The sequence below is a fragment of the Sphingobium sp. LSP13-1-1.1 genome (assembly GCF_040676415.1).
Taxonomy (GTDB): Bacteria; Pseudomonadota; Alphaproteobacteria; order Sphingomonadales; family Sphingomonadaceae; genus Sphingobium.
On record NZ_JBEGHU010000023.1, the window covers coordinates 519408 to 540647 of the forward strand.

Here is a 21240-nt window from a genome sequence, read left to right on the forward strand (position 1 = left end):
CGGGGATCGGGCGGCTGGTTGTCCGGTCAACCGGTTCGGATCGCAGCGCAGCTTAGTTCCGGCCGACGTCTTCACCGAATGACAGGGCAGGACTAGATGCCGGCCATGCACAGATATTTGAGTTCGAGATAGTCCGCGATCCCGTGCGATGAACCCTCTCGCCCGACGCCGGACTGCTTGATTCCGCCGAACGGCGCCACCTCGTTCGAAATCAGGCCGGTGTTGATGCCGACCATCCCGCATTCAAGCGCTTCGGCGACGCGCCACACCCGACCAAGGTCGCGACTGTAAAAATAGCCGGCCAGTCCGAACTCGCTGGCGTTGGCCAACTGGACAGCCTCATCCTCCTTATCGAACAGGAAGATGGAGGCGACAGGTCCGAAGGTTTCCTCATGCGCCACAAGCATCTCGGTGGAACAGCCCGCCAGCACGGTCGGCTCGAAGAAGCTTCCGCCCAGCGCGTGCCTCTTGCCGCCCACGACCAGCCTGGCGCCCTTCGCCACCGCATCGGCGACATGCTCTTCGACCTTGACGACTGCAGCGTTGTCGATCAGCGGACCTTGCGTCACGCCTTCATCGGTTCCGCGGCCAACGCGCAAGCCCGTGACAGCCTTGGCCAGCTTCTCGATGAATGCGTCGGCCACCGCTCGCTGCACATAGATGCGATTGACGCAGACGCAGGTCTGGCCGCTGTTCCGGTATTTCGACACCATAGCGCCCTCGACCGCCGCATCGATGTCCGCGTCATCGAACACGATGAAAGGCGCGTTGCCGCCCAGTTCCATCGACATCTTCTTCACCGTCGCGGCACTTTGCTCCATCAACAGGCGGCCGACCTCGGTCGATCCCGTGAAGCTTATCTTGCGTACGGTCGGGTTGGACGTCAGTTCGCCGCCAATCTCGCGCGACCGCCCGGTCACGACATTGAGAACGCCGTCGGGCACGCCGCTGCGCTCGGCCAGGGCAGCCAGGGCCAGAGCCGTCAGCGGCGTCTGCATGGCGGGCTTCAACACCATGGTGCATCCAGCGGCGAGCGCCGGCCCCGCCTTGCGCGTGATCATCGCAGCCGGGAAATTCCATGGCGTGATCGCAGCCGTGACACCGACCGGCTGCTGGATCACCACGATCCGCGCGTCCGTGCGTGGGCTGGGGATCACCTCGCCATAGGTGCGCTTGGCTTCTTCCGCGAACCATTCGATGAAGCTGGCGGCGTAGATTATCTCACCGCGTGCTTCGGCAATCGGCTTGCCCTGCTCGCTGCTCAGGATCAGCGCCAGATCGTCGGCGGCATCAAGTATCGCCTGATACCAGCGCCGCAGAATCTGCGAACGCTGTGCCGCAGTCCGTTCCCGCCAGCCGGGAAGCGCAGCCTCTGCGGCCTCGATGGCCTGCCGTGTCTCATCCGCGCCATAGTTCGGCACAGCGGCAATTTTCGCGCCGCTGGCCGGGTCGGTCACGTCGATTTCGGGTGAACCGATCCATGCACCACCGATCAAGCACTGATCTTTCAGGAGGGACGGATCCCTTAAAGGCAAAGTCATGGAAAACCTCCTATCAGAGCATCAGGCGCAAGGGCTGCTCGATGAGCGCCTTGAACGCGGCCAGGTATCGCGCACCAACAGCGCCATCGACGGCCCTGTGATCGACGGACAATGTGCAGGACATGACGGTCGCCGGCACGCAGGCGTCGCCCCGGACGACCGGCCGGCGCTCGGCAGCCCCCACTGCCAGAATGCAGCTTTGCGGCGGATTGATGATCGCGGAAAAAGCCTTCACGCCGAACATGCCGAGATTGGAAATCGTGAAGCTTCCGCCCTGATATTCCGCAGGCTGAAGGAGGCTGTCGCGGGCGCGCGCCGCCAGTGCCTTTACCTCTGCCGAGATGCTGGCGAGTCCGGCGCGATCGGCCTGTTTGACGATCGGCGTGATCAAGCCGCCATCGGTCGCAACCGCGACAGAGACGTCGACATTGTGGAACTGAAGGATCGCATCGTCGGTCCAGGCCGTATTCGCCTCCGGGACCTGACGCAGCGCCAGCGCGGCAGCCTTGATCACGAAATCGTTGACCGAAAGCTTGTACTGCCCCTCGCCTTGCGAATTGAGCGTTTCCCGCAGATCGAGAAGCGCATCGATCTCGCAATCCGCCTCCAGGTAGAAATGCGGGATCGTTGATTTCGCTTCGGTCAGCCGGCGAGCAATCACCTTCCTGATGTTGGTCAGTGGTATTTCGTCATGAGGCTGGTCGACCGGTGCCGCCGGGCGTGCCCGTGTCGGGCTCGACGACGGCGCCACGTCAGCCGCGGATGCGCGGGCCGGCTCCGGACGCGCTGCGGCTGCGGCCTCTATGTCCACCCGCACGACGCGACCCCGCGGCCCGCTGCCTTTCAGGCTTTCAATCTCCACGCCCTTTTCCTGGGCAAGCCGGCGGGCGAGCGGGGAAGCGGGACTGCGACGATGCGCCAGCCCATCCGTGGACGATCCTGCTGCGGCAGACACCTGCTTCGCGACAGAAGCCGGTTGGGCGGGTGCCTGTTGAGCAGGGGCCTTTTCGTCCCCGGCGACCTCTACCGCGTCGGCGCCGAGATCGTCCGCCTGTTCACCCTCGGCGAGCAGCAGGGCGATGGGTGCGTTGAGAGCAACCGTCGCTCCCTCGGCGGCAACGAGCCTGCCAATCGTACCGGCCCGCTCCGCCTCCAGTTCCATGGTCGCCTTGTCGGTTTCGATTTCGGCGATGACTTCACCGACGGCAACCGCATCCCCAACGGATTTCAGCCAGCGCGCGATGGTCGCTTCTTCCATGCCGGCGGACAAGGCCGGCATCACGATCGTATGTGGCATTGCTATTCCTCGCGCGTTCAGGCCAGGGGCCGGCCCTGGCCGGCCATTGCCAGGCGCAGCCCAGCCTCGATATCTTCCGGTCCGGCAAAGGCCGCGGATTCCAGCACCTTGGAAATGCTGGGCGACGCCTCGCTCCCGTGCACGCGCTGGACCGGCTGGTCGAGCATGTCGAAGCAGCGGTTCTGGATTTCAGCGGCCAGCCAGCCGCCATAGGAGGTGCCGCTCGCGCCCTGCTCCACGATCAGGACGTTGCCCGTCTTGTCGATCGACTGCTCGATCAGGGCCCAGTCGACCCCAGCCCGGTCCAGACTCCGCAGGTCGATCACATCGGCATCGATGCCCAGCTTCTCGACCGCCTCCAGCACCGGCCGCACCATCGCCAGGTAGGTCAGGACGGTCAGATGCTGACCCGTCCGCACCCGCTTCGCCTTGCCCAGCGGGATGAAATAGTCGAGGTCGCCCACCGGCGCGGGGCCCTTGCTGTTGTACAGGTCGACATGCTCGAGCACCAGCACCGGATCCTTGCACCGCAGCGCGCTGTTCATCAGGCCCACATAATCATAGGGGGTGGAGGCGGCGACGATCCGCCAGCCCGGCGCCGTGGCGAAGATGCCGGCTGGATCCATCGAATGCTGCGACCCGTAGCCGGTGCCCATGGCAACCTTGGTGCGGAGCACGAGGGGCACTTCGCCGTCCCCGCCGAACATGTGGCGCGCCTTGCCGATCTGGTTGAACACCTGGTCAGCGGCCACCCACATGAAATCGGGATACATGAATTCGACCACGGGCACGAAGCGGCCGTCCATCGCGATCCCGCCCGCCAGGCCGACAAAGGCGTTCTCGGCGATCGGCGTGCCCAGAACCCGATCAGGGAAACTGCTGGACAATCCGCGGGTGGCGCCGTTCGTGCCGCCCTTCAGGCGGTGCACGTCCTCACCCATGACGACGATGCCGTCATCCTCCCGCATGCGCCGTTCCATCACGTCGGCAACAACGTCGACGAAGCGGCTCTCGGTGATCTCGCCGGTAAACTCCTCCTGCTCCACATAGCGGACATCCCGCAGTTCGGACAGGTCGCCGCGCACCCCGAAGTCGCGGAAATCGGGAGAAGGCCACAGCGACGGGACAATGCGCCGCTTGCCTTCATGCTGTTCGACCAGCTCGGCTGCCGTCTCTTCCATCAGCGCCGCGGCGCGCGCCCTCAGCGAAGCAACCTGCTCATCGCCGATCAGCTGGCGAGCCGCCATTTCCGCCGCGACCCGATCAATGGGATCGCGCGCGCGCCAGGCCTTTTCCTCATCCTTGCTCCGATATCCGAAGGCGCTGCCGGGCAGTGGCCCATTCTGGTGAAAATAGCGATAGACGTCGACTTCGATGATGGTCGGACCTTCGCCCGCGCGCATCGCCTTCACCGCCGCTTCGGACGCCAGATATACAGCGAGCGGATCCATGCCATCGACTTTCCAGGCGGGGATGCCGAAAGCCAGCCCGCGCGAGGACAGCCTCGGCTCAGCGGTCGCCTCCTCCACCGTGGTCGATACTGCATAGCGGTTGTTTTCGATGAAGAAACACAGCGGCAGCTTCCACGCCGCCGCCAGGTTCATCGTTTCCAGCACGGACCCGATGTTGACCGCGCCGTCGCCGAAATAGGTGAAGGCCACATCACCGGTGCCAGCGCGCTTGTGCGCCCAGGCGGCACCCGCCGCTCCCGGAACGCCGCCACCGACAATCGCATTGGTGCCCAGATTGCCTGATTCCGCCCAGCGCAGGTGCATGGAGCCGCCCCGGCCCTTGCAATAGCCACGCGCCAGCCCGAGGATTTCGGACATCGTGCGATCAGCGATCGTCCTGACGTCATCGCCGAACGGAGCCGCGGATTCCAGTCCCTGCGGCGCGACATACTGCAGCGCTTTCGCCAGGAACTGGTGGTGCGCGCGATGCGAACCGTTGATCTGGTCGGAACCGCGCATGGCAAGCACCGATCCGACGGCGCCCCCTTCCTGCCCGATCGCAGAATGGGCGGGGCCGTGAACAAGACCCTGCCCCGCCAGTTCCAGCACCTTCTCCTCGAACGCGCGGATCAGCACCATCGACGTCAACATCGAGTCGAGCAGCTTGGGATCAGCGGCTGCCCACGCGGCGGAATTGGTCGCCAGCGACACCCATGGAGTGCTCGGCTGCAAAGGCTCAGTGATGATTGCGTTCACGGTGTATCCTATCCGGTCATCTTGCGCCGCCGAACAACCATGATGGCGGGGAAATGTCAATGATTGGATCCGATCTTGGCATTTTTTCTTGACTGATCCATCGATTTTGCACAATTTTCCATGAATAGAATCCAATTGGAGACATTCATGGAACATCGCGGCGGGCTTCCGGGGCTGAGGGGCGTGGAGCATATTGGGTTCACGGTTCCGGACCTTGAAGAGGCCACGCGCTTCTTCGTCGACGTGATCGGATGCGAATATTTCTATTCGCTCGGACCGATCGAGGATGCCGAGGGCGATTGGATGGTCCGTCACCTCAATGTTCCCGCCCGCACCCGCGTGCGCGAGTTGCGCTTCTTCCGATGCGGCTTTGGCCCCAATTTCGAGATTTTCGAATATGGCGGGGACGGCCGGAACGCGGTGCCGCCCCGCAATTGCGATGTCGGCGGCCATCATCTCGCCTTCTACGTCGATGACTTCGATCTCGCGCTGGCGCATCTGAAGCGGCACGAGCTGCGCATTCTGGGCGAGCCGACCGTCCGCGCCACGGGGCCCAGCGGGGGGCAGACATGGGTCTATTTCCTCACGCCCTGGGATATGCAACTGGAGTTGGTGAGCTTTCCGGGAGGCAAGGGCTATGAGTCGACTACCACCCGACGGTTGTGGCACCCTGCCGATCCGGCCGCCTGAGGAGTGGAGACGATCGACAGGACAGCACCCGCGGAAACGAGCACGCATGAGACGTCGCTTACCACCGACCGCGTTACGGAAGGCATACGCGCGCTGATCCTCGCGGGTGAGCTGCCCCCGGGCAGCCGTATCGGTCAGGAAGAGCTCGCCGCCCGCTTCTCGGTAAGCCGGATTCCCGTACGCGTTGCGCTCGGCCGGTTGGAGAGTGACGGGCTCGTCGTGCTGAAACCGAGCAGCGGCGCCTGGGTGGCGAGGGTCGACCTGGCGGAATGCCTCGAAATCTACATGATCAGGGAACGGCTGGAGCCCCTGGCCTTGGCGCAATCAATCCCTAACATGACCGACGAACACATAGATCTGCTCGAGCGGCTGGTTGAAGACATGGCCGCATCAACGGACACCGAAACCTTCCTCAAACTGGATCGCATGTTTCATCTGGCGTCCTATGCGGACGCTGGAATGAAGCAGTTGCTCGCGATGATCGAGCGCTTCTGGAACACGACGCAGCACTATCGCCGCGCGTTCACCAGCCTGCTGGGTCGCGAACGCAACTGGATCATACATGCAGAACACAGGCTCATGGTCGATGCCATAAGGCGGCGTGACACGGAGGGTGCGGCGCATTTGCTGACGGAGCATATCCGTCGTACCCGGTGCGAACTGGCTCAGTGCGCGGATATGTTTCCCAATCCCGAATCGCCCCGCAAAAGACGTCGGAAAAGCGTATAGCGGCGACTTAACGATATTGGTGGAATGAAGTCTAATATCGGCTGAATCTGCCAGTTTTCACTGCTGCTTATGTCAATCCAGCCGGCGGCCGCCAGCAAGTTCTGACGGCCGCCGATATGGTACAACTCAGCGCTCGACCAGCGCCAGCACGCGGCAGGGGCTGCCCGAACCGTTCTTGATCTTGAGCGGCGGTGTGATCAGCATTGCCCCGGTAGGCGGCAGGAGGTGCAGGTTGTTCAGGCTCGACAGGCCGAACTTGTTGTTTCCATGCATGTTGTAGTGGCACGGCAGCGGTTCCGCAAAGGTGGAGGACTGCCCTGAGTCCGTGCCCACCGGCTCTGTTCCCACACCGATAACATCGCGCTCCTTCGCCAGGAACTTGGCAACCTCGGGATGGTTGCCCGGCCAGTGGCCGCCATCTTCACGGACGTTCAGAAATGCGTCGGTATAGTTGCGCGATGCCCAACCCGTGCGGATCAGTGCCCAGGATCCTGCGGGGATGCGGCCATGTTCGGCTTCCCACTTCTCGATGTCCTCGACGGTGGTGAGATAGTCTTCATGGACGCGATCGGTAATGTCGATGACGCAGGCGGGAGCGATGAACCGCTTCACGGGAATCGTGTCGACCGCACCATCCTCGTAATGCCGGCCGGAAATCCAGTGGACGGGCGCATCGAAGTGCGTGCCGGTATGCTCGCCGCAGCTGAAGTTGTTCCAGTACCAGTCCGGCCCACGCTCATCGAAGCGGGAAATCTCTTCCATGTGGAAAGGCCACTGCTGATGATTGGGCTCGGGAAGCGGAATGATCGGCGTGCGCTCCTCCAGCGTGTGCGTCAGGTCGACGACCTCGACGCTCCCCGCCGACAAAGCCTGGGCCAGTTGTTGCAAGATTGCCATCGTTAGTCTCCTTGGTAGGTCTATTGTCTCTGGAAATTCACCGACGCTTTCGACGCCGGTCAGCCTGTTTCGCCATCCGAAATCGCCACCGCGTCACCAAGCCGCCGGGGCGCCGCGCCAGGTTCAAGGACGGCCGCGGAAGAATGCGGAAGGCTCGGCTTCAGCACCGTGGTGCGCAGGATCGGATAGATGATCATCGACAGGAACAAGGTCATGACAGCCTCGATCGGCACGATCTTCGCGAGGACATAGTGCACAAGGCCGACCGAAGCGACCAGGGTCACGACACCGGCCCAGTTGATGTTCTCAGGCGTCTCTGGGACGATCGTCGATTCCTTCCCCAGCCACGCCTTGACGACATAATAGTCCGCCACGATGATGCCCGCGAAGGCCGTTACGATGACACCGAGGAACGTGACCCAGAGTTCGATCAGTTCGAGGAGATGCCCATAGAGCATGAGCAGCGCGATGATGTTGGCCAGAATGACGAAGGTCAGTCGCCCCATCCTCAGGTTCAACGCGTCGAACAGGTTCGAGAGCGAAAGAGACGCGCTATAATTGTTGAGAACCTGTGTCTTCCCCTGCGCCAGAACGAGTAGGATTGCCCCAAACGCGCCGCCCAGGACGACGAACGCAGCAACGATGCTGTCCGGATTTTGCAGAGACGCCTTCTGCGCCGCCTCTACCGTCATGCCGGTGTGGTTGACATAATAATCCACCAGCGCCGGCCCACCGGCATACATGATGATCCCGCCAACGCAGAGCATCAGCAGGACGGACAGCACGCCGAACGTCGTCGACACGCCGGCATCAACCGAGCGGCGCGCATATCTGGCAATATCCGCACCGAAAAGCGCCATGCCACAGGCGGCTCCGAACAGGACGTTGACGGCAAAGATGAATTTGCCCATCTCGCTGCCCGCCCCCATCTGCTGCAACGCGTCCGGGGAAAATTGCGATCCGAACGAGAGCAGTTCACCAACGGGCTGCTTGCCGCCGGACACCACCAGATAAGTGATATAGGCCAGCACAGCCAACGACAGTGTCAGTGTGACCGACGAAGCCTTGGCGATCAGTTTGAAGCCGTATGATGTCAGCAGGATCCAGGCCAGCGTCATAAGTCCGTAGATGACGATACGGGTCGTGACGGTGTCCGCAAGCTCGAAATAGAATATGAAGCCGCGATACAGAAGGGCATTCTCAAGCGCGAGAAAGCCGATGATCATAAAAGAGAAAATGAGGGAAGCGACGACCGAGCCGCGACGACCGAAGGCGAAATAGCGCGAGAGCACAGTGCTGGAGAGGCCCGTACGATAGGCGACATGGGCGCTGGCCCAGCTCAGCGGGATGCACACGATCGCAACGATGACGCCGGCCAGAAGCGCGAGTTTGAAACCCGCGACAAATGTCACCAGCGCGCCGAAGAACAACTGCACCAGCGAAACCACCACGCCTGCCGTGTTCCATGACAGGGCCAACCATCCCTGACGGGCGTCGTCCGGCACGCGTTCAAGGGCGTGGTCCTCGATGGTTTCCGAAAGGCTTTCAGCGCTCACTGCAGAAGTCCCTTCGTCAGGTTGCTCACTTGCATCGAATACCCCTTCGCGGGCCAAGGTTGGTAAGAAACCTCGTCCGCCCGATCCACGGTAAGGCCGTGGATCGGGCCGACCGGTGGCAGTTTATTTCACCGCATGCGCGGTCAGCTTGAGCGATTTGTAACCGCGCAGGACGTTGTTCAAAATGCGCTCTGCACCGTGAAGCTCGAACCGCTCGACCCGGGGTATCAATGCCGAGAGTATCGCCGACATTTCCAGTCGGGCGAGGTTTGCACCCATGCACATGTGAATGCCGTGGCCGAAGCCCACCTGCTCGGCGGCTCGGCGCGTGATATCGAACCGTTCCGGGTCTTCCCAATGCCGTTCATCGCGATTCGCGGATGCAAACAATATAAGGACCCGATCACCCTTGTTGAGCCGTTGATCTTCGACCGAAAAATCGTCCGTCAACACGCGGGTAAAGCCCTGCGCCGGCCCCTCGAGCCGCATGGCTTCGTTGATCGCGTTAGGGATCTGCGATGGGCTCGCGCGCAGCTTGTCCCACTGGTCGGGGTGCTGCGCGAACAGGGCGATCATGCTGCCCGTTGCAAGAATGGTCGTGTCGAGGCTCGGGCCGAGATAATCGCCCATGACCGGCCCGACCTGCTCGGGGCGGAGCTCACCAGCCTCTGCCGCTTCGTACAGCTTGGCAACCCAGCTGCCAGGTTTCACGCGATCGGCGGTGCAACTGCGTGCATAGGTCACCATCTCTTCCATGATCGGAAACGCGGCCTCGGTTCGCTCAACGCCCCTTGGGCCAAAGGAGTTGAACACCGCGCTCGCCCATATGAGCATCCGTTCACGCCCTTCCTCGGGCAGACCGACCAGTTCAGAGACCACCGTAACCGGCAGAAATGGCGCGAGTTCGGCCGCGGCATCGAAATCACCCTTCGCAACCAGGCCCTCGACCAGTTCTTCCGCGAGGCTGTAAAGGCGCTGGCGGAGCTCGGCCAATCGGGCGGGCGCGAGCGGTCGACTGACAATCGCACGCAGTTCGCTATGGTAAGGGGCATCCGTGAAGAGCGTGCTGCCCATGATCGCCTTGTTCATCAGGTCGTTCATCGCAACGCCGCTTCCGGAGGAAAACAGCATATTGTTCTTCAGGGCTCCCTGCACGTCCGCAAACCGCGACATGACGTAGAGGTCATATTTGGGAAGACGCACGATCGGCGCGGTGTCCCGGAAAATTCGATAGTTCTCGAACGGATTGGCCAGCGCCTCCGGTGCGAAAACATCGACGTCCACGTCAGGAATATTGACTGCCATATCGGTACTCCGGGATTTATTTCAGATTGACAGCGGCTTCTCCGCAGCGGCGATGGGCGTCGTCGCGAACGGGCCTGCACCACTTGACTGCGCGCTCGGTTGTCTCAGCACCTGAGCGGGGTGTTCGATGTGCCTACACCTTACGCCTGACTGTGAAGCCCGACGATGATGCAGCACAAACCCCAGAACATGTGAAACTCGCAACCACCCAGGTTCCAGACCCAACGTCCCTTGGAGACTTTGAACGCTGCCAACCCCGCGCAGATCATGAAGATGCCGCCCAGCCACGCTGCGTAGAATACGTAGATTCCCAGTACCAAACCGAGCAGTACGAGCGTCTGAACGACCAGCGCAGTCCGCACAAAAAGCCACGCGGGTTTGAGCCCAGCGGCCTCGAAAAAGCCGAAGACGGCATCCTTGGCAGTAAACTGTGCAAGGATGTGGGGAATAAACAGGAGACCACAGATAATGCGAAGTTGAACTATAGCGTCAGTGAGATCCGGAAAAACGATGGCGTTCACAATACCCTCCCAGTGTACCGCCTCAAATTCGCAACATTGAGGCCTTCCCCGCTCGAAATGCCTGCATTTGCCCCTGGCCAGTGTTGCGGCCAGGGGCAAATGCGAAGCGATCAGTCGACCTTTGCCGCGATGGCTTCCATCTCGACGACCCAGTTGGGATTGGCGAGCGCCGACACTACAACCCAGGTCGAGGTCGGCAGGTAACCTTCAGGCAGATACTTCTTCCGGTGCGGCGCCAGGAAGCGGATAGCGCTTGCATCGGTCGAATAGACGTTGAGGTGAACCAGGTTTTCCGGACCCATGTTCGCTTCGGCGAGAATGGCCAGAACGTTCTTCCAGATTTCCTCGTGCTGCGCCTCGAAGCCCTCAGCCAGCGTTCCATCGGGCCGGATGCCCGCCTGTCCAGCGATCGACAGGATGCGCGCACCGGCCGGAATCTCGACCGAATGGCTATATGCCCCCACCGGGTTGGCGATCGACTGGGGATTTCTAACTACAAACATGATATCCGTCCTTTATAAATTGAAGGGTTTGGGATTGAAGATCGGTTTCAACTGCGGTGCAGTCGTCCTCTAACCACCTGACAACGGGACCAAGCGGAGCGAAAGCTTCTCGAAACCGCGCAGGATGGCGTTGTCGGCCCGCTTGGCATCTATCAGTTCGATCGCCCTAACCTTGCCGACGAGCGCCGTGAGCATCGCGGTGATTTCCATCAACGCCAGGTTCATACCCACGCACCGGTGCGCCGAATGCCCGAAGCCGATGTGATCCGTACTGTCGCGTTCGATCTGGAAACGGTCCGGATTCTCGAAGCGACGGGGATCGCGATTGGCCGAGGCATAGATGACGAATATGCGCGAACCGGCCTTGATCGGGGTGCCGTCGATCTCCGTGTCCTCCGTTGCCACGCGCGAGAAGAACTGTACCGGGCTCTCGAGCCTGATGGCTTCGTGAATGGCGCGCGGAATAAGACTGGTGCGGGACCGCAGCAGCTCCCACTGGTCCGGGTTGTTTGCCAGCAGCCACAGCAGGTTAGACATCGCGAAGATCGTCGTGTCGAGCGATGGCATGAGATAACCCTGCAGCATGCTGAGAAACTGCTCGTAGTCGATCTCGCCGCTCACCGATGCCTCGTGCAGCTGGGCGGACCAGCTGCCGGGCCGCAGCCTGCCAGGCAGGCTGGGGTCCGCGATATAGCCCATCATCTCGCCGATCGTGGCCAGCGCCGGAGCCGTGCCGGGCATGATATCGGGGGCCATGCCATTGAAACTGGCGGCAGCCCAGGGAAGCATGCGGTCGGTGGCATCGTCAGGCATCCCGACCAACTCGGTAACTACCGAGAGCGGCAGGTGACAGGAGATCTGGGACACCGCCTCTACCTCGCTACCGTTTGCCAGGATGCGCTCGACCTGCCGTGCGCTGAGCTCGGAGAGCATGTCGCGCATCGGGGCGAGCCGCGCCGGCGTCAACGGGCGGCCGAGGATCGCGCGCAGGCGGGTGTGCTCCGGCGGGTCGGTGCCGACGATCGACCCCGCCATCGCTGCATTCATCGCGGCATTTTGCACAACGCCTTGCGCAGACGAGAAAACCCGCTGATCGGCGAGGACCCGGCGCACGTCGGCGAAGCGGCTGACCGCGTAGAGATCGAGCGTTCGCAGGTGCACGACAGGGCCCATCTCCCGCAGTTCTTCGTAGAACGCGTAGGGCTCTAGCCGCCGTTCAAGCTCGAACGGATTGACATCCGAAATGGGGATCGAAGCCACCATAGTCTTAGTCCTCAAAACAGTTTGACATTCATCATGCGGCGCATTCCGGTTTGCGCGCTGTTCGGTCTTCCCGGATTCGACAGCATGAACGGGCGATCGGCTCCTCAGGTGTGAATGATTTTCTGGGCAGATACGTCAGGCCGCCTTGTGGTGTCGTCCTGACGCAGGTTGACCTCCGCGATCGGATTCCCACTCGGTGCCACCCATGAATTATGGCGATCCCACACCTTGGGATCGTGCCCAGGAATGACCCGGTCGATCTTCTGCTTCAACGTCTCCCGAATCTGGCGGAAGACGCTCAACTGGTTCATCACGTTGCCCTGATGATAGCCCGAAGGCCACATGCTCTCGATGTTCGAATACCAGTAGACAACGTCGCCAACGACGGCGAACGGGCCGTTGCGGGTCTGCACCTCGAACCATTGGCTGCCGAAGGTGTGGCTATCCTTGGCCAGCCGCGCCGTGATACCCGGCAGAACCTCCTCGTCACCGCGAATGAAACGCACGCGCCCCTCGGCTACGCCCTGTGCGGCGCGGATCAGATCCTGGGGATCGAACGACGAAAAGATGAAAGCCTTTTCCTCTTCGGTCTCATACTGGTGCGCGGAGCACACAATGTCCGACCAGCCGAGATATTCGTCGATCTGGATGTACAGCTTGGCATTGGGAAACGCCTCGAAATTTCCAATGTGATCGAAATGCATGTGGGTAACCAGGATCACTTCGACATCTTCGGGCGTGAAACCGACGCGGGCCAGCACGTCACGCGGCTCCTCCCAGCTGGCAAACCCGTATTTCGCCGCCCAATGGTCATTGCGAAAACCGCAATCGACCAAGGCGACGTGCTGTTTGCCACCGACTTCGCCACCGACCAGCAATGTGTAGATCATTGGCACGCGAATTGTGCCCATATTGCTGAACTTGATGGAGCCACCAAAGAAATCTTGCGGCATTTCCGACTGGCAATATGCCAAAGGCCAGATCGAGTAATCGGTATCAAGCCGCGGCCCGAGACCAATGATTGGGGTACTCATTGCACAAAACTCCAGGATATTCTGTCGAGCGAATAGTTATAAACCCATCTTGGCGAAGACGCTGGCCCAATCTGCCCGGCGCATATGCGAGGTCGGGCCAAACGCCTCCTCGAGCAAACATGGCGGGCAAGGTCAGCCATCTGCGATTGCTTCCTCGCTCCACCGTGGACTTTTCTGGCGCTTGCGCGGTGCGGTTTCGACCAGGCCGCACATCAGGACAGCACCAAGCATCAGCCCACCGAGCGCCAGATAGAGCATATACTGGATCCCGAAGGTTCCGATGATATAGCCGGCGAGAAGCAGCGCCACGCCGCCTCCGAAGATCTCCCCGACACCGATGATCAACCCCGAAGCAGTAGAGAGCATCCCCGGGGGAGCGGACTCTGCGGCGACTGGCCCGGTGAGCAGAGAGAGAACCCCGAAGCTGGAAGCGGTCGCTCCGAACAGCGAGGCAAACAGATAGCCTGGCTGCGCACCCAGCGTGATGAAGCAATAGGTGAATGCAGCGCCACCCGCGAAGCCGATGATCGCCATCACCCGGCGGCCAAAGATGTCCGACAAGGCCGGGAGCATCCAAAGGCCGACAAATCCGCCAAAACCGATGGCCGAGGTCACAAGCCCCACCTGCATCGACGGCAACTTCAAATATTCGGCCAGATAGATTGGCACATTCGCGCTGACCACGAAAATGCCACACATCGCGCAGAGCAAACCGACCATTGCAAGGCGGATGTTACGCACCATGAGGACCTCGCGGATCGATGTCGGCGGTGCGGGCGTGCCAATGGTCTTCTGGTTCTGGCCGGGTTCCCTGATAACCTTCCACAACAGAATCGTGAGAATGATGCCAGGCAGTCCGACAATGGCAAAAACCCCACGCCACGACGTGAAGCCGAGCAGCCAGGTCGCGAGAATGGGACCAATCCCCAATCCGAACAAGGCGAACATGCTCTGCTGCAGGCCTTGATTGAACCCTATGCGGGAGGGCCTGGATGCTTCCGCAGTCGCCGCGAAGCTCACCGGACAAAAGGCACCTTCCGACACGCCCATCAGACCGCGGATCAAAAGCAGACTGGTGAAGCCGCCGGCCAGACCACTGAACGCAGAAGCGAGCGAGAAGATAAGAAGAGCCGGCAGCATGACCTTGCGACGACCGATCCGGTCCGAGAGGTTGCCCATGGCAACTGCGGCCACGCCCCAGGTTACACCCAAAATGGCGATCAGGACATTGATGAGCGGCAGGCTGATCCCAAGGTCCCGCATGATGGCGGGCGCCAGCGGAGCGATGATCCAGCGGTCCAGCCCCACAAGGCCGAATCCGAGGCTCAGCAGCGCCACGGCCTTCCACTCGTAACCCGGATCGTAATCGCTGGCCGGATAACCTGCCATCACCGCCTCCTTCTAGTGCCCGATCGCCTTATGTCCCGGCCGGTCGTCAGACCGGCCGGGACGCTCATTCATACTTTCATCGCGCTGTTTCTTCCTTCCGGGCGCGAACCGTTTTCACGACTGATGCAATCAGAAGTTGTAGCGCGCGCCGAGCTGGAAGAAGCGGGGCGGCTTGTAGGAAACCTCGTTGCAACCGCAGAAAGTCGCCAGGTCGAAGCCCTGGACACCCTGGTGCACGTTGGTGAGGTTCCTGATGCGGAAGTTCAGTTCCCAGCTTTCGTTCGACCAGCCAAGACCGGCATTGACCATCACAGTCCTGCCAAACTTGTCCGCGTCGAAATTGCGGAGGTTGTAGAAGAAGGGATCGGTATAGCTGGCGTCGCCCTGAACCGACAGCTTGCCGCCAAGAGCTTCCCATTCATACCGGAGGATGGCGCTGCCCTGAAGCGGCGGCGCATAGTTGGGCTGGACGTCGCGACTGATCGGACCTCCGGCACGAAGCGGCACATCCTTCACCTTCGCATCGAAGTAGGACACGGCAAGCCCGACATCGAGGCCCCTGACCGGCGAGGTGAACAGGTTGGCTTCGCCACCGATCGTCCTCGCGTCGGCATTGATGACGATGCCGCCAACGCCGGAGAAGAGGAATGCCTGATAGTTCTTGTAATCATAATAGAACGCGGATGCGTTGAACCGCGTCTTGCCGTCCGGGAACGTATATTTGATGCCGCTCTCATAGTTGGTGAGAGTTTCCGCCTTGTAGGGAAGCGCGCTGGTGGGAACCGGCAGACCGCCCGGAACGGGAGCGTTGTAGCTGCCCGCCTTCACACCGCGGTTGATGCCTGCATAGAGGAGCAGATCCGGGTTGACCTGGAAGTCGAGCTGGACCTTGCCTGCCCAAAGCGTCTTCTTGGACTTGTCCGAATAACCGGTCGGCCCGTTCGGACCGAATATCGGGCCGATGACGATCGGTGTCCCGATCTGCGTCTCACGCGAGTCAGTGGTGCCCCATATTCCCTGGAAGAAGCTCATATCCTTCTGTTCGCGAATGATGCGCGCGCCGGTGATCAAGGTGAGTTGCGGGGCGATGTGCCAATCCAATTGGCCAAAGGCCGAGTAGGAATTAGTCTTCAGCGTCGCATCGGCGCCGACATCAAATGGCGCCCCCGGCACAACGCTGCCCACGGGGAATTTCAGTCCCGAACGCGAGTTCGCCTTGATGTGCAGATAATAGAGCCCCGCCGTCCAGTCGACGAGATCGGTCTTCCCTGACAGGCGGACTTCCTGGCTGAAGGTGGAAGCGCGAACGCCCTGATACACGCCGGACTGGTTGCCCGGTCCAGAATCCGTGTCCACGAAAGCGATCTTGTAGAAATGCTTGTAGTCGCTCACCGCCGCCAATTTGACGCTGTCGCTCAAGTCGAACTCGCCATTCAGGTTGACGCCCCAGGTCCTTACACGCCCATGATCGCGGAAGGCAAAGTCGCTCGACGTGCGAGGGCCGCTGCCATCGGGATCCTTGTAGCCGAAGAAGTCGCCGCCGGGGACCGGACGGCCGAAGGGAGCACCGAAGCTGCCGGTGTTGCCGGGGTCCGAACCGCCATCGGAACCGTCAGCCGCAATCGAAGCGCGCGTTTCGTTGGGGCCTGCATTCAAAACATTGACCAGTTCGCCGGCCGAATTGAATACGCCTATCGTTGGCTTCTGCTGATACGGCGCCGTTGCCATCCGGGTTCTCGCCGCATTGACGGACAGCAGCACGCGGGCGCTGTCATTGGGCTCGAACAAGGTGGTCATGCGTCCTGCGAGCGTATCGTCATCGCCCATATTGGCGCCGGCGCCCGGACCAGGCGAACCACCAACCGCGCCCGCCGGATATTCGTTGCGCAGCCAGGGCTGAGCCTTGTTCCACATGACGGCGAAACGAGTTGCCATCATGCTGCCCATCGGCAGGTTGATCGCCGCTTCACCGTGGAACGCACCGGGCGTGCTCAGGGAGTCATAGAGCCCGTAATTGACGTCGACAAAGCCCTCGACCTTGTCCAGATTGGGCTTGCGCGTGATGTAGCGGACAAGCCCGCCGGTCGCGTTGCGGCCGAACAGCGTGCCCTGCGGCCCCTTCAGCACTTCGACGCGGTCGATGTCGAACAGGGCGAAAGTCTGGCCCTGGCCGATCGCGATGTAACCATCGTCCAGATAAACCGCGTTCGGCGCCTCGACGATATCGTTGAAGTCATTCTGGGTCACACCGCGGATCGTGTACTGGCTGTTCTGGCCAGCAAGCGCGCCGCCGAGGTGCACGCCCGGCGTAAGTCCCGCCAGTTCGCGTGAATCGGTCACGTTGAGCGCGCGCAACTGTTCGCCGGAATAGGCGGTGATGGCGATACCCACCTTCTGGATGCTCTGCTCGCGACGCTGCGCCGTCACGATGATCTCGCCCGACAAGGCCGAGCCGCCCGTGTCCGCATGATCTTGAGCCGCTTGATCCTGCGCGGGGGCGGCGGCGGGCTCGTCCTGCGCCAATGCAGGGCTGGCGAGCGCACCAATTGCAACTGCGCAAAGTAGGCTTGTTCGGATTCTAAGATCTTTCCTCATTATTATTCCCCTTAAAGTTATAATAAGACCCAACTTCCCCCTGCGAGAACCGAACTTTTTGTTATTTATCAATCAAACCAAATATTCGTATCCGTTCATTATTTCTCATCAAGGTACTCAACATGGGAGACTAGAAAATCTCGCATCCCGGCAGGCCGCAGGAAATGAGTCGGTCCGACGGGAAGTTCGTAATGATTTCGCAACCGTCCTTGGTAACAACCACTTCTTCCTCGATGCGGGCAGCACCCGATCCGTCTTCGGCGCCGCACCAGGTTTCAAGCGCGAACACCATGCCTTCGCGCAGTGGCTGGTTCTGACCGCGATAGCGCTTGGAAATGATCGGCCGCTCCCACAGCGACAGGCCCACGCCGTGACCATATTGCAGGAGAAACGCCTCGGCCTCGTCGCGATAGCCGAATTCGGTGGCATCCGGCCAAACATCCGCAATCTCGTCAGGCGTGACACCCGGCCGGATCATGTCGATCGAGGCGCTGATCCATTTCGACGCCTTCTCATAGGCATCGATCTGATATTTGTTGGGCTCCCCGCAAATGAAGGTCCGGTAGTAACAGGTCCGGTAGCCGTTGAACGAATGCATGATGTCCAGGAACACCATGTCGCCCGGCTGGATCATGCGATCGGAAAATGTGTGCGAGTGCGGGCGGCCGCGTGGACCCGACACCGAATTGACACATTCAACGCGTTCCGACCCCATGCGGAACAGACGGTCATTGGCGATCGCCACAAGTTCGTTTTCGCGCGTGCCGGGCCGGATCGCCTTGGCGATGTCCACATAAGTGGCGTCGACCATCGACGCAGCCATCTTGAGCAATTCTATCTCGTCCGGCGTCTTGATTTCGCGGGCGTCCAGCAGTGCCTGCTGACCGTCGACCACTTCGATACCCTCGGCCTCGAGCGCCCGGAGCATCGGAAGTTCCATGATATCGATGCCGAGCGGCTGCTTTTCGATCCCGAAATGAACGAGCGCCTTCTTGATCTGCTTTGCGAAATCGCCCTGCACGTTCATCCACGGCGGAAGTCCGCCCTGCATGGTCGAGATCGGCGCGGCCACATTGTCCGCGATCCACGGCGACGACAGCCGCTTGGCGGGCGGCGCCGGATCCCAGAGAAACGGAGGTCCTTCGGCCGGACAAAGCGCATAGCGCATGAACTTGTCGCGCGCCCATTCGCCGATATGCGTACCCGTAACATAGCGGATATTGTCGAAATTGAAGCACAATACCGCACCAAGGCCCGCGTGACGTACCGCCTCCTGCGCCCGCTTCAATCTTGCCTTGAACAAGCGGTCGTAATCGATGCCGCGCTCCCAGTCTTTAGCCTGGGTGCCGAAGCTTGCGCCAGCATGTGGTCGATTATACTTCATTATCAGCTTTCCCTCTCGGACGCCTAAGGCGTAATTCCGACATGCGATCACATTAGATCGCCAATCCAATATTTCGCCAAATACTTCTAATTCGTGGATATCATTAATTCTAAGGCAGAATCAGCGGACGATGATTGCGGACTGAGGCGAAAGGCATTTCTGACCCTCAAGCCATTCCTGACTGCAGCCTTCGACTTCATGAACCTCCCTGATGGGCCTGCCTTGCCCGGTGCCTTGATGCCGTCGTGAGTAATTTCGCACGAATGAAATTTACAGGCGTTAATTTCGTTAGTTTTGGCCTTTGAGCAAAGTTTGTCGATTTTTCTTGCGCTGTCAAGCGCCTCTCCATATTAAATTATGGCAACCCCGCCCTTGGACGCCGAAAAGCGAACAGAGTGGGATCGTGGCAGCATGATCTGGGCGGATAATGGCGGGCCGGCGTGCCCAAAGGCAGTGGAGGAATGCGCCGTGGACAGCGCCTTCGACATGACGAATGGCTATGCCGTGCTGAGGGTCTTGTGCGGCGCCTTCTTCATCCCTCATGTGGTTGGGAAAATCACTGCGCGTCAGGCCTCGGTAGCCTTCTTCAAGCAGGCCGGCCTGAACCCGCCCCAGTTCTGGTCCTATGTGGCCATGGGACTCGAGATTGTACTGGCAGCCTGCCTGATGCTCGGCATCCTGCCGGATTACGCCGCTTATCTCGGGTGCGTTTACCTGCTTGTCGCCGCAGCCGCGAACTTCAAAGTTTCGCGCCGGTGGTTATGGCATATTGGCGGGAGCGAATGGCCAGTGTTCTGGGCGCTTTGCTGTGCGGTTGTCGGTTATTACGGCTCGCATTGATGGACGGGCGCGGTGGACACGGAGTTTTGTAATGAAGGTAGTTTTCATAGGTCTTGGACGCATGGGGCAGGCGATGGCCCGGCGGCTGCTGGATGCGGGCCATGACCTTGTGGTGTGGAACCGCACGCCGGATCGGCTGCGCGAACTGCTTGACCTGGGTGCGACGCAGGCCGATTCGATCGCGCAGGCCGCCGCGCTTGGCGCGCCTGTCATCACCATGCTCGCCAATGACGAAGCCCTGGCACAGGTCGCCCAGGGCCCCGGCGGCCTGATCGAGAGCCTGCCGCCCGGCGGCCTGCACATCGCGATGGGAACCCACCGCAGCGACACGATCCGCGACCTGACCGCCGCGCATGCGAAGGCCGGCCAGATACTCGTCGCAGCGCCCGTGCTGGGCCGGCCTACCGCCGTGGCGGCAGGGCAGCTCGGCATCATCGCGGCTGGGCCCGCCGACGCCGTCGCGCACGCGCAACCGCTGTTCGACGCCATCGGCAGGCGGACTTTCGCCGCCGGGTCCGATCCCGCCACCGCCTCGCTGCTCAAGCTCACCAACAATATGGTGCTGGCCTGCGCGATCGAGGTCATGGGCGAGGCGTTCAGCCTGGTCGAGAAGTCCGGAGCCGATCCCGAAGCGATGCGCGATATTCTGATCGAGGGTCTGTTTTCCGGTCCGGCCTATAGCGGCTATTCGCGCGCGATCCTGGATCGCAGCTGGGATAATGTCGGTTTTACCGCAACCCTTGCCCTCAAGGATGTCGATCTCGCCCTCGCCACGGGCGCTGCCAATGACGTTCCCCTGCCCAGCGCCGAGGTCTGCCGCGAGCGACTGGTGCGCGCGATCGCCGATGGCGATGCCGAGCGGGACTGGATCGTCATGGCCCTCGCCCAGGCCCGCGCCAGCGGACTTGCCTGATTTTCAACCCAATCCTATCTGCTCAACCATCAAGAGAAAGCCTTCAACCCATGACCAGCAAGCTCTTTTCGCCGATTACGCTGCGCGAACTCACCCTCTCCAACCGCATCGTGGTCTCGCCCATGTGCCAGTATAATTCCAACGAGGGCTCTGCCAATGACTGGCATCTGGCCCATCTGGGCGGTTTGTCGATGGGCGCCGCGGGCCTGGTCATGGTCGAAATGACGAACGTCGCCCTGGACGGCCGGATCTCGCCGCGCTGCGCCACCCTGTGTTCGGACGAGAATGAGGCCGCGCTGAAGCGGGTCGTGGATTTCTGCCGCACCTATGGCGTTGCCAAGATGGGGATCCAGATCGGGCACGCCGGGCGCAAGGGCTCGCAGCAGCCGCCGGCACTGGGCGGCAAGGCATTGACCGCAGAGGAAGGCGCCTGGGAAACGGTCGGACCATCGGCCATCCCGTTCGGTGACTTTCCGGCGCCCCGCGCGCTGACCAGGGCCGAGATGCTCGACCTGATCGAAGCCCACCGCCAGGCCGTCGCGCGCGCCGAACGGATCGGTTTCGACCTGATCGAGA

General features: G+C 61.2%; 17 protein-coding genes and 1 pseudogene. 5 read left to right on the plus strand and 13 right to left on the minus strand.

The window, feature by feature from the left end:
* Window positions 1–92: 92 nt before the first annotated feature.
* The 3 genes from MRBLSP13_RS14695 to MRBLSP13_RS14705 are packed head-to-tail and all read right to left on the minus strand — an operon-like array spanning window position 93 to window position 5045.
* Complete coding sequence (locus MRBLSP13_RS14695; protein WP_363735875.1) at window positions 93–1541, minus strand: NAD-dependent succinate-semialdehyde dehydrogenase; 1449 nt, start codon at window positions 1539–1541, stop codon at window positions 93–95.
* Between the two features lie 13 nt (window positions 1542–1554).
* On the minus strand, window positions 1555–2838 hold the full coding sequence (locus MRBLSP13_RS14700) for a pyruvate dehydrogenase complex dihydrolipoamide acetyltransferase (RefSeq protein WP_363735874.1): 1284 nt from the start codon (window positions 2836–2838) through the stop codon (window positions 1555–1557).
* A gap of 17 nt (window positions 2839–2855) precedes the next feature.
* Window positions 2856–5045 carry an alpha-ketoacid dehydrogenase subunit alpha/beta gene (locus tag MRBLSP13_RS14705; protein ID WP_363755224.1) on the minus strand — a complete coding sequence of 730 codons (2190 nt, stop codon included), beginning with the start codon at window positions 5043–5045 and terminating at the stop codon, window positions 2856–2858.
* A gap of 147 nt (window positions 5046–5192) precedes the next feature.
* Between MRBLSP13_RS14705 and MRBLSP13_RS14710 the strand changes: the two genes are divergently transcribed.
* The gene (locus tag MRBLSP13_RS14710; RefSeq protein ID WP_363735872.1) at window positions 5193–5735 is read left to right on the plus strand and encodes a VOC family protein; all 543 of its coding nucleotides are present in this window, start codon (window positions 5193–5195) and stop codon (window positions 5733–5735) included.
* Between the two features lie 3 nt (window positions 5736–5738).
* Window positions 5739–6464 (plus strand): GntR family transcriptional regulator, encoded by a 726-nt coding sequence (locus MRBLSP13_RS14715; RefSeq protein ID WP_363735871.1) that lies wholly within the window; start codon window positions 5739–5741, stop codon window positions 6462–6464.
* A 126-nt stretch (window positions 6465–6590) separates the two neighbouring features.
* Here the strand turns inward: MRBLSP13_RS14715 and MRBLSP13_RS14720 are convergent, their stop codons facing one another.
* The 10 genes from MRBLSP13_RS14720 to MRBLSP13_RS14765 all read right to left on the minus strand — a co-directional run bounded on the left by MRBLSP13_RS14720 (window position 6591) and on the right by MRBLSP13_RS14765 (window position 18911).
* Window positions 6591–7361: a cyclase family protein gene (locus MRBLSP13_RS14720; protein WP_133654761.1), complete on the minus strand. Its 771-nt coding sequence runs from the start codon at window positions 7359–7361 to the stop codon at window positions 6591–6593.
* A gap of 59 nt (window positions 7362–7420) precedes the next feature.
* Complete coding sequence (locus tag MRBLSP13_RS14725; RefSeq protein WP_363735870.1) at window positions 7421–8917, minus strand: purine-cytosine permease family protein; 1497 nt, start codon at window positions 8915–8917, stop codon at window positions 7421–7423.
* A 123-nt stretch (window positions 8918–9040) separates the two neighbouring features.
* Window positions 9041–10222: a cytochrome P450 gene (locus MRBLSP13_RS14730; protein WP_363755226.1), complete on the minus strand. Its 1182-nt coding sequence runs from the start codon at window positions 10220–10222 to the stop codon at window positions 9041–9043.
* A 140-nt stretch (window positions 10223–10362) separates the two neighbouring features.
* Window positions 10363–10743, minus strand: a complete 381-nt coding sequence (locus tag MRBLSP13_RS14735) for a DoxX family membrane protein (protein ID WP_363755228.1) — start codon at window positions 10741–10743, stop codon at window positions 10363–10365.
* 110 nt (window positions 10744–10853) lie between these two features.
* Complete coding sequence (locus MRBLSP13_RS14740) at window positions 10854–11246, minus strand: RidA family protein (RefSeq protein WP_133654757.1); 393 nt, start codon at window positions 11244–11246, stop codon at window positions 10854–10856.
* A gap of 69 nt (window positions 11247–11315) precedes the next feature.
* On the minus strand, window positions 11316–12509 hold the full coding sequence (locus tag MRBLSP13_RS14745) for a cytochrome P450 (protein ID WP_363735867.1): 1194 nt from the start codon (window positions 12507–12509) through the stop codon (window positions 11316–11318).
* 104 nt (window positions 12510–12613) lie between these two features.
* Window positions 12614–13543 carry an N-acyl homoserine lactonase family protein gene (locus tag MRBLSP13_RS14750; RefSeq protein ID WP_363735866.1) on the minus strand — a complete coding sequence of 310 codons (930 nt, stop codon included), beginning with the start codon at window positions 13541–13543 and terminating at the stop codon, window positions 12614–12616.
* 132 nt (window positions 13544–13675) lie between these two features.
* Window positions 13676–14932: an MFS transporter gene (locus tag MRBLSP13_RS14755; RefSeq protein WP_363755230.1), complete on the minus strand. Its 1257-nt coding sequence runs from the start codon at window positions 14930–14932 to the stop codon at window positions 13676–13678.
* Window positions 14933–15061: 129 nt separating this feature from the next.
* Window positions 15062–17455: a TonB-dependent receptor gene (locus MRBLSP13_RS14760; protein ID WP_363755232.1), complete on the minus strand. Its 2394-nt coding sequence runs from the start codon at window positions 17453–17455 to the stop codon at window positions 15062–15064.
* 202 nt (window positions 17456–17657) lie between these two features.
* A complete protein-coding gene (locus tag MRBLSP13_RS14765; RefSeq protein WP_363735863.1) occupies window positions 17658–18911 on the minus strand; it encodes a M24 family metallopeptidase in 1254 nt (417 codons plus the stop codon).
* Window positions 18912–19283: 372 nt separating this feature from the next.
* Here MRBLSP13_RS14765 and MRBLSP13_RS14770 point away from each other — a divergent pair, with 372 nt between their 5' ends.
* From MRBLSP13_RS14770 to MRBLSP13_RS14780, 3 genes and pseudogenes are all read left to right on the plus strand, one after another.
* A complete protein-coding gene (locus MRBLSP13_RS14770) occupies window positions 19284–19751 on the plus strand; it encodes a DoxX family protein (RefSeq protein ID WP_363755234.1) in 468 nt (155 codons plus the stop codon).
* 31 nt (window positions 19752–19782) lie between these two features.
* Entirely contained in the window at window positions 19783–20664 is an 882-nt protein-coding gene (locus MRBLSP13_RS14775; RefSeq protein ID WP_363755236.1) for an NAD(P)-dependent oxidoreductase, read from the plus strand.
* Between the two features lie 50 nt (window positions 20665–20714).
* Window positions 20715–21240, plus strand: a pseudogene (locus MRBLSP13_RS14780) (oxidoreductase); the annotation flags it as partial.

Bases quoted from the DNA above. Each gene is read 5' to 3' on its own strand.
- MRBLSP13_RS14695 (WP_363735875.1), bottom strand. From the start codon at position 1,541: ATGACTTTGCCTTTAAGGGATCCGTCCCTCCTGAAAGATCAGTGCTTG.
- MRBLSP13_RS14700 (WP_363735874.1), bottom strand. From the start codon at position 2,838: ATGCCACATACGATCGTGATGCCGGCCTTGTCCGCCGGCATGGAAGAA.
- MRBLSP13_RS14710 (WP_363735872.1), top strand. From the start codon at position 5,193: ATGGAACATCGCGGCGGGCTTCCGGGGCTGAGGGGCGTGGAGCATATT.
- MRBLSP13_RS14720 (WP_133654761.1), bottom strand. From the start codon at position 7,361: ATGGCAATCTTGCAACAACTGGCCCAGGCTTTGTCGGCGGGGAGCGTC.
- MRBLSP13_RS14730 (WP_363755226.1), bottom strand. From the start codon at position 10,222: ATGGCAGTCAATATTCCTGACGTGGACGTCGATGTTTTCGCACCGGAG.
- MRBLSP13_RS14740 (WP_133654757.1), bottom strand. From the start codon at position 11,246: ATGTTTGTAGTTAGAAATCCCCAGTCGATCGCCAACCCGGTGGGGGCA.
- MRBLSP13_RS14745 (WP_363735867.1), bottom strand. From the start codon at position 12,509: ATGGTGGCTTCGATCCCCATTTCGGATGTCAATCCGTTCGAGCTTGAA.
- MRBLSP13_RS14750 (WP_363735866.1), bottom strand. From the start codon at position 13,543: ATGAGTACCCCAATCATTGGTCTCGGGCCGCGGCTTGATACCGATTAC.
- MRBLSP13_RS14755 (WP_363755230.1), bottom strand. From the start codon at position 14,932: ATGGCAGGTTATCCGGCCAGCGATTACGATCCGGGTTACGAGTGGAAG.
- MRBLSP13_RS14765 (WP_363735863.1), bottom strand. From the start codon at position 18,911: ATGAAGTATAATCGACCACATGCTGGCGCAAGCTTCGGCACCCAGGCT.
- MRBLSP13_RS14775 (WP_363755236.1), top strand. From the start codon at position 19,783: ATGAAGGTAGTTTTCATAGGTCTTGGACGCATGGGGCAGGCGATGGCC.